14 protein-coding genes are annotated in these 13,715 nt (G+C 67.6%); 4 read left to right on the forward strand and 10 right to left on the reverse strand.

The window, feature by feature from the left end; all coding sequences use genetic code 11:
- The first annotated feature begins 14 nt into the window (after window positions 1-14).
- A complete protein-coding gene (locus C7401_RS04885) occupies window positions 15-1,325 on the forward strand; it encodes a DUF445 domain-containing protein (protein ID WP_112170205.1) in 1,311 nt (436 codons plus the stop codon).
- Between the two features lie 175 nt (window positions 1,326-1,500).
- Here the strand turns inward: C7401_RS04885 and C7401_RS04890 are convergent, their stop codons facing one another.
- The 6 genes from C7401_RS04890 to C7401_RS04915 form a co-directional block, all read right to left on the reverse strand.
- Window positions 1,501-2,523, reverse strand: coding sequence for an MBL fold metallo-hydrolase (locus C7401_RS04890; protein WP_112170206.1), 1,023 nt, complete (start codon window positions 2,521-2,523; stop codon window positions 1,501-1,503).
- Window positions 2,520-2,981 carry a MaoC family dehydratase gene (locus C7401_RS04895; protein WP_112170207.1) on the reverse strand — a complete coding sequence of 154 codons (462 nt, stop codon included), beginning with the start codon at window positions 2,979-2,981 and terminating at the stop codon, window positions 2,520-2,522. The genes C7401_RS04890 and C7401_RS04895 overlap by 4 nt, the downstream gene beginning before the upstream one ends.
- The gene (locus C7401_RS04900; protein ID WP_244314732.1) at window positions 2,978-3,157 is read right to left on the reverse strand and encodes a DUF1289 domain-containing protein; all 180 of its coding nucleotides are present in this window, start codon (window positions 3,155-3,157) and stop codon (window positions 2,978-2,980) included. Before C7401_RS04900 ends, C7401_RS04895 begins: the two co-directional genes overlap by 4 nt.
- Window positions 3,158-3,228: 71 nt before the next feature.
- On the reverse strand, window positions 3,229-3,735 hold the full coding sequence (locus C7401_RS04905) for a YbaK/EbsC family protein (RefSeq protein WP_112170209.1): 507 nt from the start codon (window positions 3,733-3,735) through the stop codon (window positions 3,229-3,231).
- A 40-nt stretch (window positions 3,736-3,775) separates the two neighbouring features.
- Entirely contained in the window at window positions 3,776-4,699 is a 924-nt protein-coding gene (locus tag C7401_RS04910; protein WP_112170210.1) for a hydroxymethylglutaryl-CoA lyase, read from the reverse strand.
- 66 nt (window positions 4,700-4,765) lie between these two features.
- The gene (locus C7401_RS04915; protein WP_112170301.1) at window positions 4,766-5,713 is read right to left on the reverse strand and encodes a 2-hydroxyacid dehydrogenase; all 948 of its coding nucleotides are present in this window, start codon (window positions 5,711-5,713) and stop codon (window positions 4,766-4,768) included.
- Between the two features lie 286 nt (window positions 5,714-5,999).
- On the opposite strand from C7401_RS04915, the gene C7401_RS04920 reads away from it, so the two are divergent.
- Window positions 6,000-6,635, forward strand: a complete 636-nt coding sequence (locus tag C7401_RS04920) for an RBBP9/YdeN family alpha/beta hydrolase (RefSeq protein WP_112170211.1) — start codon at window positions 6,000-6,002, stop codon at window positions 6,633-6,635.
- A 7-nt stretch (window positions 6,636-6,642) separates the two neighbouring features.
- Here C7401_RS04920 and C7401_RS04925 read toward each other — a convergent pair whose 3' ends face one another.
- The 4 genes from C7401_RS04925 to C7401_RS04940 form a co-directional block, all read right to left on the reverse strand.
- Window positions 6,643-6,966 carry a type II toxin-antitoxin system RelE/ParE family toxin gene (locus tag C7401_RS04925; RefSeq protein ID WP_112170212.1) on the reverse strand — a complete coding sequence of 108 codons (324 nt, stop codon included), beginning with the start codon at window positions 6,964-6,966 and terminating at the stop codon, window positions 6,643-6,645.
- Window positions 6,963-7,232: a CopG family ribbon-helix-helix protein gene (locus C7401_RS04930; protein ID WP_112170213.1), complete on the reverse strand. Its 270-nt coding sequence runs from the start codon at window positions 7,230-7,232 to the stop codon at window positions 6,963-6,965. The genes C7401_RS04925 and C7401_RS04930 overlap by 4 nt, the downstream gene beginning before the upstream one ends.
- A 104-nt stretch (window positions 7,233-7,336) precedes the next feature.
- Entirely contained in the window at window positions 7,337-8,593 is a 1,257-nt protein-coding gene (locus C7401_RS04935; RefSeq protein ID WP_258396877.1) for an acetate/propionate family kinase, read from the reverse strand.
- A complete protein-coding gene (locus C7401_RS04940) occupies window positions 8,590-9,531 on the reverse strand; it encodes a bifunctional enoyl-CoA hydratase/phosphate acetyltransferase (RefSeq protein WP_112170214.1) in 942 nt (313 codons plus the stop codon). The genes C7401_RS04935 and C7401_RS04940 overlap by 4 nt, the downstream gene beginning before the upstream one ends.
- 465 nt (window positions 9,532-9,996) lie before the next feature.
- Between C7401_RS04940 and C7401_RS04945 the strand changes: the two genes are divergently transcribed.
- Together C7401_RS04945 and fabI are read left to right on the forward strand one after the other, a co-directional pair.
- Window positions 9,997-12,735: a DUF3141 domain-containing protein gene (locus C7401_RS04945; protein ID WP_309251985.1), complete on the forward strand. Its 2,739-nt coding sequence runs from the start codon at window positions 9,997-9,999 to the stop codon at window positions 12,733-12,735.
- 161 nt (window positions 12,736-12,896) lie between these two features.
- A complete protein-coding gene (gene fabI / locus C7401_RS04950; RefSeq protein WP_112170215.1) occupies window positions 12,897-13,676 on the forward strand; it encodes an enoyl-ACP reductase FabI in 780 nt (259 codons plus the stop codon).
- Window positions 13,677-13,715 lie beyond the last annotated feature (39 nt).

Raw genomic sequence — 13,715 nt, forward strand, 5'->3', positions numbered from 1 at the left:
ACGTTTTCCTGCGCATGACCTCTACCCACGGCGCCCCCGCCAACCACGACGAAATCGAACTGGCGCGCGCCAAGCGCCGCGCGCTCTTCCTGCTGCTGGGCGCGGCGCTCGTGTTCGTCGGCACGGCGCTTTCCCCGCCGGGCGTGGTGATCGACGGCATCAAGGCCGTGAGCGAAGCCGCGATGGTCGGCGCGCTCGCCGACTGGTTCGCCGTGGTCGCGCTGTTCCGCCGCGTGCCGATTCCGTTCGTCTCGGCGCGTACGGGCGTGATTCCGCGCAACAAGGACCGCATTGCCGACGAACTCGCCACCTTCGTGCGCGAGAAGTTTCTCGACGTGGGCTCGCTCGTCGGCCTGATCCGCCGCCACGATCCGGTCGAGCGCCTTTCCGCGTGGCTCACCGCGCCGGACAACGCGCAACGTCTGGGCGACTACGTCGCGCGCATGATGTCGGGCCTGCTCGGCCTCACCGACGACGCGCGCATCCAGAACTTCATCCGCGACGGACTGCACGCGGCGCTCGCGCGCGTCGATCTTTCGAAGTCGGCCGGCGCGATACTCGACACGCTCACGAAGGACGGCCGCCATCAGGAATTGCTCGACCAGATGCTCGACCAGCTTGGCGCGCTGCTGCGCGACGAGGGCACGCGCGGGTTCGTCGCGGCGCGCATTGTGGACGGCCTCAAAGGCGAGTTTCCGAAGACCGAGAAGTTTCTGCCCTCGGAGTGGATAGGCGAGAGCGGCGCGCGCGTGCTGGAAAGCGCCGTGAACCGGCTGTTGCTACAGGTGGGCGAGGATCGCGAGCACCATTTGCGCCAGAAGTTCGACGAGGTCGTGGAAAAGCTGATCGTGCAGCTCAAGAGCGATCCGGCGTTTCTGCGCAAGGGCGAGGAGTTGAAGGCGAGCTTGCGCGAGGGCAGTGCGCTCAACGACTACACGCGCGAACTGTGGGACAGCCTGCGCACCTGGCTGCGCGAGGATCTGGATCGCAAGGATTCGGCGCTGCACGCAAAGGTGGCCGCGACGGGCCGCTGGCTGGGCGAGACGCTGGCCGCCGACGTCGAGCTGCGCGCCTCGCTCAACGGCCATCTGGAAGATGCCGCGCGTGCGATGGCGCCCGATTTCGCGCGCTATCTCACGCACCATATTCGCGACACCGTGAAGAACTGGGACACGCGTGAAACCGCGCGGCTCATCGAACTGAAGATTGGCAAGGACTTGCAGGAGATTCGCGTGAACGGCACCGTGATTGGCGGCGCGATCGGGCTGGGGCTTTATTTGTGCTCGCATCTATTCGAGCTGGTGCGCCTGAAGCTGGGCTATTGACCCGACGTTTGACGCCACACCGCGCGCATTTGATTCGCATTCCAGATGAATCATGTGCGCGGCGGCATGGCTCGTGGAGCGGGCCTGCGGCCGTTGGTCATCTGTAGGGAAATCACCGATGCTTCGCGTATTCTGGCGCGAGTATGATGCCTTCGACAGTTTGATCACGTCAGAGCTAATTCCAACGCTCGTCCGGAAAACGGACGAGCGTTTTTTTTCGCCCGAAGCGACCGGACGGCTGCTGGGCCGTTCGGAAGGCGAAACGCTTAAACGCGGCCGCGGGCGCTTCGAGCCGCTCGCCGTTCACGACGAGCGCGCCGCTTTTCGCCAGCTCCCCCGCCAGATCGCGCAGCAACGCGGGCCACGCGGCGCGCGGCGCGAGTTGCTGCGCGGCGGCGCGCATGGACGAGGCGCTTTCGAGCATCGCCACGAGCGCGTCGAACGTCATGCTGCGCACTTCGAGCAGCTTGAAGACGATCAGCACCTTGAGCGCGTTCTTCGCGTTGCGCGCGGGTTCGGCGCGCAGCCAGTCGAGGCGCGAGAACGCGCGCGCGAGCGCCTCGTCGATATTCGAGAACGGCTTGCCGTGGCCGGGAATCACCGTCTGCACGTCGAGTTTCGCAATGGCTTCGAGCACCGCTTGCTGCTCCGCGAAGCCGCTCTCACCGTCGAGTTCCGGAAAAATCACGCCGAAGCCGTGTTCCCATAGCGCGTCGGCGCTGATCAGCAGGCGCGGCCCGGCCGCGTAGAGCATCACGGAGTCGGGGTCGTGCCCAGGCGCGCCGATCACCTCCCAGTCGAAGCCGCCGAGCGCGAGCCGCTCGCCCGCCACGAGCGCGCCGGTGAAGCCGAAGCGCTCGCAGGTCTGCCCGGTCGCGAGAAAGCTCAGGCGCGCCTCGTCCCACTCGCGCACGATCGGCGCACTCGCGGCCGGAATGAGCGTGGCGCAGGGCCAGTGCGCCTGCAAGCGCGCGTTGCCGCCGCAATGGTCCGAGTGCAGATGGGTGTTGACGATCAGATCGAGCGCTCGATTGCCTAACGCGTGTTGCACGAGCGCGAGCGTTTGCCCGGCGTGCGTGGCGTAGCCGGTATCGACGAGCGCGGTGCGCGCGTCATCGACGAGCAGCACATTGTTCGACGAAAGCCAGCCGCGCTCGAATACGCGGATCGAATCAGGCAGTGCCGGCGCCGCGCTCATGCTGGCTCGTGCCGCGTGGCGGGTGCGGCCTTCGGCATGACGAGAATCGTCGCGCGCCCCACCACGAGCGTCGCGCCGTCCTGGTTCACGGCTTCGCCCGCGAGCTTCACGAGATCGCCGTTCAGGCTCGGCTTCCACCATGCTTCCTCCACGCGCCATTCGAACGTGAGCGTGTCGCTCGCGTGCGCGGCGCGCTTGAGCTTCATGTCGAATTCGAGGCCGAGCGGTTGCGCGTACTGCGAGAAATGCGTGGCGAGCAGCGCCATAAAATGGGCGGTAGGCTGCGTGCCCGAAGCGATCAGGCCGCCGAAGCGGCTTTGCGCCGCGTAGGCTTCGTCATGGTGCAACGGGTTCAGGTCGTTCACGAGCAGCGAGAACGACTTCACCGACTCGGGCGTGAGGGCGAGCGTCGAGCGGAACGTCTCGCCGATCGTCACGACGCGGGCGGGTGCATTCAATATTTTTCTCCTTGCTGCGGGGCCGGCGTGTCGAACCGCTGCGCGAGCCATTCGGCATGGCGCGCCTCGATCGCGTCCCACACGGCGCGCTTCGCGTCGTCGTCGAAGCCGGACCACGACGCGATCTCGTCGATCGTGCGCAGGCAGCCTTCGCACAGGCCGCTGCGCTCGTGCATGCGGCACACGTTGATGCAAGGCGAAGGCGGCGAGGCGGGTGTGGGGCGTGACACGGGCGCGCTCATGTGGCTCACGCGTCGCGCAGCGCGACGTCCACCACGGGTGCGCCCGTCAGCGCTTCGAGTTCCTGCGGCGAGAGGTTGAACACGGCGTGCGGGTGGCCCGCCGCGGCCCACAGGCTTTCGAGCGCGAACAGGTCGGCGTCGATGAGCGTCACGGGCTTCGTGGCATGGCCGATCGGGCAAACGCCGCCAATCGCATAGCCGGTCTTCTCGCGCACGAACTTCGCGTCGGCGCGGCCGATTTCGCCCACGTGCGCGGCCACCTTCTTTTCGTCCACGCGGTTCGCGCCGCTTGCGATCACGAGCACGGGTGCGTCGTCATTGCGACGGCGGAACAGGATCGACTTGGCGATCTGCGCGACTTCGCAGCCAAGGCCTGCTGCCGCTTCGGCCGAGGTCTTGCCGGTTTCGGGCAGCATCACGATCGGTTTGGCGTGACCGCGCTCGCGCAGCATCAGCGCGACCCGGCGCGCGGAATCGGGCAGGGCGTCGAGGTTGTCGAGGGATTGCGTCATGAGTTGATTTCCTTCGTACTACGATTCAACAGCTTGCGCTTCACGCGCATGCGGCTTCGTTGCGCGCCTTCGCGAGCAGCGCCTTGCCCGCGCGCGAGACGTTCGGACGGCCGATGGCGGTCGAGATGAAGTCGCCCGCCGCGACGACCTGGTTCAGATCGACGCCGGTGTGGATGCCCAGGCCGTTCATGAGGTACAGCACGTCCTCGGTCGCGACGTTGCCGGTGGCGCCCTTCGCATACGGGCAGCCGCCGAGCCCCGCCACCGAGGCGTGGAAAATGGCGATGCCTTCTTCGAGCGCCGCATAGATGTTGGCGAGCGCCTGGCCGTAGGTGTCGTGGAAGTGGCCCGAGAGGCGTTCGCGCGGGAACACCTTCGTCACGGCCTGGAAGACTTCGTGCACGCGCTTCGCGGTGCCCACGCCAATGGTGTCGGCGATGTCGATCTCGTCGCAGCCGAGCGCGGCGAAGCGCTCCACCACGTCGACGACCGAAGCCACGGGCACCTCGCCCTGGTACGGGCAGCCAAACGAGCACGACACGCTGCCGCGAATGCGCACGCCGTGGTCCTTCGCGGCTTGCGCGACGGGCGCGAAACGCTCGATGCTCTCCGCGATCGAGCAGTTGATGTTCTTCTGCGAGAACGCTTCGCTCGCCGCGCCGAAGATCACGATCTCGTCCGCGCCCGCGGCGAGCGCGCCTTCGAAGCCGCGCAGGTTGGGCGTGAGCACCGAGTAGATCGCGCCCTCGCGGCGCTCGATGCCGGCCATGACCTCGGCGCCGTCCGCCATCTGCGGAACCCATTTGGGCGAGACGAACGAGGCGGCCTCGATATTCGGAAAGCCCGCGGCCGTGAGCCGGTTGATCAGCTCGATTTTCGTTGCGGTGGGGACGAAATCTTTCTCGTTTTGCAGGCCGTCGCGCGGGCCGACTTCGACGATCTTGACTGCGGTGGGTAAGGCCATTGCTGTGTCTCCAGACTTATATTCAGAAATGATTCGGCGTGCTTGGTAACCGCATCAGTAACCGGATCAGTAACCGCGCCCGGCATGCACGATGCCGCTCACGGTCTCGCCGCGCGCGAGCGCGCCGATCTTGTCGGCTACCTGCGAGACGGCTTCGTCGCGCAGCGTGAGCGCCGAGCTATGCGGCGTGATCGTGACGCGCGGCTCGCGCCAGAACAGATGATCGGACGGCAGCGGCTCTTCGCGGAACACGTCGAGCGTCGCGGCGGCGAGCGTGCCGTTCGCGAGCGCGTCGAGCAGATCCTGCTCGTCCAGATGCGTGCCGCGCGCCACGTTCACGAGATACGCGCCGCGCGAAAGCTTGCCGAAGGTGCGCGCGTTGAGCACGTTCTCGGTGTCGGGCGTGGCGGGCAGCAGGTTCACGAGCACCTTCACGCCGTCGAGGAAGGCGTCGAATTGCGCGCCGTGCAGCTCACCCGAAAATGTCTCGATGCCCGCGATCGACTTCGCGCTGCGCGAAAAGCCGCGTACCGGCACGCCGAGCGCGGCCACCGCATGCGCGACCTGCGCGCCGAGCACGCCCAGACCGAGCACGCCGACGGTGAAGGTCTCGCGGGGATGCGGCGCGAGCACGTGCCATTCGCGGCGCGCCTGCGCGAGCGCGTATTCGTCGAAGCGGCGCAGGTAGCGCAGCACGGCATGCTGCACGTACTCGCTCATTTGCGGGCCCATGCCCGAGTCTTCCAGGCGCACGAGCAGCGCGTTGCCGGGCAACGTGCCGGGCAGTGCGCGCTCGTGGGCGAGGATCGCGTCCACGCCCGCGCCGAGGTTAAAGATCGCGCGCAGGCCGGGCACGCCGAACAGCTCGCGCGGCGGGTGCCAGACGACCGCATAGTCAGCGGGAGCGGTGTCGCCCGGCTGCCACTCGCGCAGTTCGGCGTCGGGCAGGGCGCGCGCGAGGCCGTGCAGCCACGCGGAGGCGTCGGCTTGCGGAAACCAGAAAATGATCTTCATGGCGCTCATCACATTGCGAAAAGGCGGCCGATGCCGGCAAACGCCTTGAGTTCGAGCGCATTGCCGCATGGGTCGGGGGTGGCCGGCGGGTTTGGCCAACTGCACCGGCACCATTCTACTTTTTCAGGCTCGCGCCCGCCGGGCAAATCGCGGCGCGGCGCGCGCGGTATGGCAGGCAAGGGCGCGACGGGGACGGCGCCGAAAAGCAAAGCAAAAAAAATTGGTTCGGCGGGAGCGGCTCGCAGGCCACAATCGGTTCACGCCGTGTTCCAGCGAGGAAAAAATCATGCTTTCGTGCGCGCAATCGCGTTGGCCGCCCCGCCTCGTCACCGTGCCCGGCCTGCACGGCAGCGACGGCGCTCACTGGCAAAGCTGGCTAGAACGCCAGTTCGCGCGCTCGCTGCGCGCCGAGCAGGACGACTGGGATGCCCCCGACCTCGCGGTGTGGGGCGCGGCGCTCGCCCGGCGGCTGGCCGGCGAGCGCGGGCCGTTCCTGCTGGCCGCGCACAGCTTCGGCTGCCTAGTCACGGCGCATGCGCTGCAAACGGGCCTGATCGGCGGGGGCGCGGGGAGCGAGGACGGCGATGCGGGCGGCGCCGATATTGCGGGCGTGCTGTTCGTCGCGCCCGCGAGCCCGGAGAAGTTCCGCTTCGCGGGCGCGTTCGAAGCGAGCAGCCTTGGCGTGCCGTCCATCCTGATCGGCAGCGAAACCGACCCCTGGATGCCGCTCGAAGGCGCTCATGCGCTCGCGCATCGACTAGGCAGCACGTTCGTGAATCTCGGCGATGCGGGTCACATCAACACGGCGGCGGGGTTCGGCCCGTGGCCGCGCGCGAAGTATTTCGTCGATACGCTCGTGCATGGCGCAGCGCACGGGCGGCTGCGCGACGAGGCGGTTGATGGGGGGCGGGCGTTGGCGTGAGATCGGATCAGCGGTCTTGCCGCGTGTCCCACGCTCTCAGGATGGCAATGACGGTGGGGTCTTCTGAGTAAGGCGGCAAAACTTCGTAGTGCAATTCATAGCGCCCGGCGAGACAAACCCAACGATGCACTTCGCGAGCAGGCGGTCCGTCGTAACCGTCCAGTTCTTCGCCCAGGCGGTGAAAGTAGTCTTGCCCGAGTCGCCGCGCCTGCGCGACGAGTGCGCTGACCAGGTGGCGCGCGACAACAGTGTCGTTGTATTTCGCGATGTGCCTTGCAATCCCGTCGAGATCGGCGGTCGCCTTGCCCGTGAAGACGACTTGGATGCTCACGGTTTCGGCGCGGGTAGCTCGTTGTCGGTCCCGATGCTGTTTGCCCACGCCTCGACTTGCTCGATAGTGACAACCCGTCCCGCCGTCACATCGTCCAGCCCTTCCTGAATCAGACGGCGCTTCTCGGCCTCGCGCGCGAGATACTGGACCAGCGCCTTCTTGATGATCCACTGCTTGGGACGTTCAATCAGTTCTGCCAAGGCGTCTACCTCCTGCGCCAGTTCGACGGGCACTTGTGCCGTCAGCGTACGCATTTCCGCAGCCATGTCGAATCTCGTCTATTGGATTTCAATAGACTCTATTATGGAATGGTAAACGCGCTCGCGCCAATATTCATTGACGCAGGACAGGGCCGCAAACGTGCGGATCACTAGCGTTTCAACGCCTCGCGCAACAACCGCGCCGTGTGCAGCGCGATCATCCCTTCCTCGTCGGTGGGAATGGCGAACACCGGCACGCGGCTCTCCCGCGCGCTCACGCGTTCCTTGCGCGCTTCCCTGCCGGCTTCGTTGGCCTGCGCGTCGAGCACAATGCCAAAGAGCGGCGCGAGCCGTTCGCACACCTGCGCGCGGATCGGCGCGGCATGCTCGCCGATGCCGGCCGTGAACACGAGCCCGTCGAGCCCGCCGAGCCCCACCGCGAGCTTGCCCACTTCCTGCGCGATGCGGTACGTATAGAAGTCGATCGCGAGCTTCGCCTGTTCGCTGCCGTTCGACAGCAACTCGCGCATGTCGCTGCTCACGCCGGAGAGGCCCTTGAGTCCCGACTCCTGGTAGAGCAGCTTTTCGATCGCGTGGTAGTCCATGCCGCGCGCCATCATCCAGAGCACCGCGCCCGCGTCGAGCGCGCCGCAGCGCGTGCCCATGGGCAGGCCGTCGAGCGCGGTGAGCCCCATGGTCGTCTCGACGCTCTTGCCGTCCTTCATTGCGCACAGGCTCGCGCCGTTGCCCAGATGCGCGACGATGACCCGCCCGCGCGCGATGTCGGGCGCGACGAGATGCATGTGCTTCGCGATGTACTCGTACGAGAGGCCATGAAAGCCGTAGCGGCGGATCCCCTCGGTGTAATAGCTGTACGGCAGTGCGAAAAGCTGCGCCATCGAGCCCGTGGTGGCGTGGAACGCGGTGTCGAAGCAGGCCACCTGCGGCAGCTCGGGCGCGGCCTGGCGCACCGCGCGGATGGCCGCGAGATTGTGCGGCTGATGCAAGGGCGCGAGCGGCGTGAGCGAGTCGAGTTCCTCGATCACTTCGTCGTTGATGAGCACGGCGTCCGAGTAGCGCGCGCCGCCGTGCACCACGCGGTGGCCGATCGCGGCGGGCGGCGTGTCGCGCAGGCCCACGGCGAGCACGAGGCGCAGGAGGCGGAAGGCGGCGTCGTGATCGGCGACCTGGGCCACGGGGAACTTCTCGTCGACGATCAGGCGTCCGTCGGCCATATGCGCGACCACACGCGGCGCGACGCCGATGCCTTCGATCTGCCCGCCCGCGCCGTGCAGCGCGCGGGCGCCGCCTTCCACGTGGTCGTCCTCGATCACGCGATACACCGAACACTTGATGCTGGACGAACCCGCGTTCACGACGAGCACGACATGGCCTTCCGCGGCCGGCTGGGCTTGGATGCTGCTCACAGGATCTCCGTGGCTTTGCGTGCGCGCCGCGCATGGGCGAGCAGCACGGCGATCGCGCAACTGCCGATGCGCGAGCGCACGCTGTCGGCGCGGCTCGTGAGGATGATCGGCACGCGCGCGCCGAGGACGATGCCGGCCGCTTCCGCGCCGGCGAGGAAGGTGAGTTGCTTGGCGAGCATGTTGCCCGCTTCGAGGTCGGGCACGAGCAGGATGTCGGGGTCGCCGGCCACGGGCGAGGTGATGCCCTTGATGCGCGCGGCCTCGGCGCTGATCGCGTTGTCGAAGGCGAGCGGTCCGTCGAGCAGGCCGCCCGTGATCTGGCCGCGATCGGCCATCTTGCAGAGCGCGGCGGCGTCGATGGTGGACGGCATCTTCTCCGAGACGGTTTCCACCGCGCCGAGAATCGCGACCTTGGGCGTGCCGACGCCAAGCGCCTGCACGAGATCGATCGCGTTGCGCACGATATCGGCCTTGTCGGCGAGCTTGGGGAAGATGTTGACGGCCGCGTCGGTGATGAATAGCGGCTTGTGGTACGAAGGCACGTCCATCGCGAACACGTGCGAGAGGCGGCGCTCGGTGCGCAGGCCGTTGGCGCCGAGCGCGACTTCGTGGAGCAGCTCGTCGCTGTGCAGGCTGCCCTTCATGAGCAGCTCGGCTTCGCCCTCGCGCACGGCGCGCACCGCGAGTTCGGCGGCGGCGTGGCTGTGCGGCGCGTCGACGATGGTGATGCCCGTGAGGGGCAGGTCGGCTTCCTCGGCCACGGCGCGGATCTTCGCTTCGGGGCCGACGAGGATCGGCACGATGAGGCCGAGGTTCGCGGCGTCGAGCGCGCCGGTGAGCGAGGAGACGTCACAGGGGTGCGCCACGGCCGTGGGCACGGGCGCGAGGCCGCCGCAACGGGCGAGCAGAACCGAATACTTGTCGGGCGATGACGTCATGACGGAGTCTCCATGCTGGTCGTGCACAAAGGCCATGCTGCGGCGCGCAAAACCGTAACAGTGTAGACCAGCGCGAACGAGCCGGTCGGAAAGATGTGCGCCAGTATGGCGCGGCATCGTGACACAGCGGCGGCGCCCGGCAATGCCCGGCCGCCTCGCCTGTCACGCTTCGTTCACAGGGCGGCGCGATCATGGGGCGAACTTGCGGGGTCATCCGGGAACCACCCGGGGCCGTGCCGCGCCTTGACTTTCGGGAGGCTGCGGCCTAAGTTTTTAGTTGCCGCAGTGCAGCATGATCTGGCTCTTTTCATCTCGCGGCCGCGCAGCGCACGAGGCGTAACCAGCGCCTGACAAGCATGTAGCAAGCGTGTGACGTGCGCACGCTAGCGTCGCGACCCCCTTTTGCCGGCCTGGCGCAGGCTTGCCGCCAGGCCGGTGTGCGCTCCCTTAAAGGAGATTCGTCTCGTGGCAGTTTCCACCTCGTCGCCTTTTTCGTTCCTGCCGACGCTCGCATCGGGCACGTCTTTCTGGCCCTTTGCTTCTTTCTGGCCCCTCGCGGCCGCTTCCGACGAGACGTCATCGCCCCCCGCGCCGCTTGCCGAAGCGACTTCGGCACTGTCGTCCGCCGTGACCTCGGCGGTGAACCAGGCCATCGAATCGGCGCCGCCCACGGCCGCGCAACCGTTTTACGATTACCTCTACGACGCGTGGCAACGCAGCGTGCTCTTCCTCGATGTGCTGCGCGAGCGCGGCAATCAGACGTATGTGCACGAGCAGGCCGGCATGCCGCCGGTGCTGGCTTTCGACTATGAAGTCGTCGTCGATGGCCGTGAGCTCGACGACCCCTGCAATTACGCACTTCTGCGCATCAAGCCCGAAACGGACGTGCCCACCGACCCGCGCATGCGCCCGTTCGTCGTGATCGACCCGCGCGCGGGCCACGGCCCCGGCATCGCCGGCTTCAAGATGGACAGCGAAGTGGGCATCGCCCTGCGCAAGGGCCATCCGTGCTACTTCGTGACGTTCTTCCCGGTGCCCTGCGAAACGCAGACCATCCAGTCTGTGGCGCAGGCCGAGGGCGTGTTCGTGCAACGCGTGCGCGAGCTGCATCCCGATGCGGACGGCCTGCCGTTCATCATCGGCAACTGCCAGGGCGGCTGGGCTGCGGCGCTGCTCGCGGCCTCCGCGCCGGCGCTGGTCGGCCCGCTCATGCTCGCGGGCTCGCCGCTTTCGTACTGGGCCGGCGTGCGCGGCAAGAACCCCATGCGCTATTCGGGCGGCATGCTGGGCGGCTCGTGGATGTCGTCTCTCGCCGCCGACCTCGGCGACGGCCGCTTCGACGGCGCGCATCTCGTGCAGAATTTCGAGAACCTCAATCCCGCCAACACGTACTGGGGCAAGCTCTACAACCTTTATTCGCGGGTCGATACCGAGCGCGAGCGCTTCCTCGAATTCGAGCGCTGGTGGGGCGGCCACTTCCAGTTGAATCGCGCCGAGATCGACTGGATCGTGCAGAACCTCTTCGTCGGCAATCACCTCACGCGCAACGAGGTGTACGCGAAGAACGCGCGCGCGCCCGTGGACCTGCGCAACATCCGCACGCCGATCATCGTGCTCGCCTCGTGGGGCGACAACATCACGCCGCCGCAGCAGGCGCTCAACTGGATCCCCGATCTCTACGCGAGCGTGGACGAGATCGTCGCCAACGAGCAGGTGATCGTGTATTGCCTGCACGACAAGGTGGGGCACCTGGGCATCTTCGTTTCGGCGAGCGTGGCCAATAAGGAGCACACCGAACTGTTTTCCGCGCTGGACCTGATCGACGTGCTGCCGCCGGGACTCTACGAGGCGAAGATCACCGACTCGACGCCGGAAGCGGGGCGTCTCGAGGCGCTCGAAGGGCGCTATGAGATCCGCTTCGAACTGCGCACGATCGAAGACATCCTCGCGCTCGACGACGGCCGCGACGACGAGCAGCCGTTCGAAGTGGTGCGCCGCTTCGCCGAGAACAATCAGCGTCTCTATGACCTCCTGGTCTCGCCGTTCGTGCGCGCGTCGAGCAATGCGCTGAGCGCGCACGTGCTGCGCGAGTCGCATCCGGCGCGCGTGGAGCGCAGCGTGATGAGCGACGCGAACCCGGCGCTGGGCGTACTGCCCGCCATGGCCGAAGCGGTGCGCGGGCACCGCAAGCCGGTTGCGCCCGACAATCCGTTCACGCAAATCGAAAAACAGACCTCGGCGACCATCGAAGCCTCGTGGGATGCGTACCGCGACGCACGCGACGCGTGGGTCGAAGCCGCCTTCTACAACGTCTACACCGCGCCGTGGGTGCAGGCCTGGGTGGGGGTGGCGCCGAACCGGCCGCTGGAGCCCATCGCGCCGCCGCTCATGGCGCTGCGCAAGGAGCTTGCGCAGTACCGGCTGCGCGCGGCGCGCGCGCACCTCGACAAGGGCACGCTCGTCGACGCGTTCATGCGCATTGCCGCGTATATCGTCGATGAAATGCACACGGTGCAGTACCGGCCGTTCCAGCGCATGCGCGAGCTTGCGCGCGAGTATCTCGGCGATCGCCAGCCGAGCATCGCCGAACTGAAGGAAGCGGCGCGCCGCCAGGGCGCGATCGTGCAACTCGATCCCAAGGCCGCGATCGAGGCCCTGCCCGAGATCGTGCCCGACATGAAGACGCGTCGCGCGCTGCTCGCGGCCGTGTATCGCATCGCGACGGTGTCGGGGCCGCTTGAAGGCGAGCGCCGCGAGCGCTATCGCGACGTGCAGCGCGCGCTGGGCGTCGAGCCGGGCAGCGAGAAGTCGGGGCTGCCGCCGCTCGATGGCGGCGGGTCGCCGGATGAGGGCACGCCTTCGGGTGGCGCGGTGTCCGGTGGTGCGTCCGCTGGTGCTGGCGGCAGCGGTTCCGCCACGCCGGCCGGCGCATCGGCTGCCGCGCCCAAGCCCGTTGCGGTTCCGGCCAAAGCGCGCAGCGCGAAGACTGCCGCAGTGGCGAGCGAAACCACGGCGAGCGCGAAGCCCATGCGCGCCGCGCGCGCGGGCGTGAAGACGAAGGCCGCGGAAGCGCCCGAGGTCAAGAAAGCGCCGGTTGCCGCGAAAACGGCGCGTCGCCCGCGCGCGGCGGCCGCGCCGACGCCCACGCGGGCGGCGGGCACGACGGCCACGCGCCGGCGCGCCACGCGCGGCGCGGGCGAGTAAGCCGAAGCCGCACGCGCGCCAGGAAAGCGCGGAGGTCGCCCTCCGCGCTTTTTTTGCATCGCGCCTTGCCCGACCGCAGCACGATCCGCAAACGCATCCGGGGCCGTGAACGGCCGCCCGCGTCCTGTTCTTGAACCGCGTCTTCAACCACGAGGTCAGCCATGCATACCCCTCCCGACCGGCCGCTGGCCGGCATGCGCGCGCTCGTTACGGGTGTGGCGAACGCCGAATCGATTGCCTACGGCTGCGCCCGCGCGTTCGCCGACCTTGGCGCGCAGCTCGCACTCACCTATCTGAACGACAAGGCCAGGCCCTACGTCGAGCCGCTCGCCAATGAACTCGGCGCGCAATTGCTGCTGCCGCTGAACGTCGAGGAAGACGCGCAACTCGACGCCGTTTTCGAGGCGATCCGCAAAGAGTGGGGCGCGCTCGACATCGCGTTGCACTCCATCGCCTATGCGCCGAAAGCCGATTTGCAGGGCGGCCTGCTCGAGTCGTCGGCGCAAGGCTTCGCGTATGCGATGGACGTGTCGTGCCATTCGTTCATCCGCATGGCGAAGCGCGCCGCGCCGCTCATGACGCATGGCGGCACGCTCTTCGCCATGAGCTACGACGGCGCGAATCGCGTCGTGCCCAACTACAACCTGATGGGCCCCGTGAAGGCGGCGCTGGAGGCGTCGTGCCGCTATCTCGCCTATGAGCTTGGGCCGCTCGGCATTCGCGTGCATGCCATCTCGCCGGGGCCGCTCAAGACGCGCGCCGCCTCGGGCCTGCCCGACTTCGACCGCATGCTGGCCGACGCCGTGGACCGCGCGCCGCTCGGCGAACTCGTCGACATCATGGACGTGGGCTATGCGACCGCCTTTCTCGCCACACGCTACGCGCGCCGCATGAGCGGCAACACCGTGTATATCGACGGCGGCGCGCACATCATGGCGTGAATGACGTCAATGGCGTGAGCGGCATCGAGGCGGCGCTTA

Origin of the sequence: Paraburkholderia unamae, from assembly GCF_003268775.1 — a bacterium.
Classification (GTDB): Bacteria; Pseudomonadota; Gammaproteobacteria; order Burkholderiales; family Burkholderiaceae; genus Paraburkholderia; species Paraburkholderia unamae.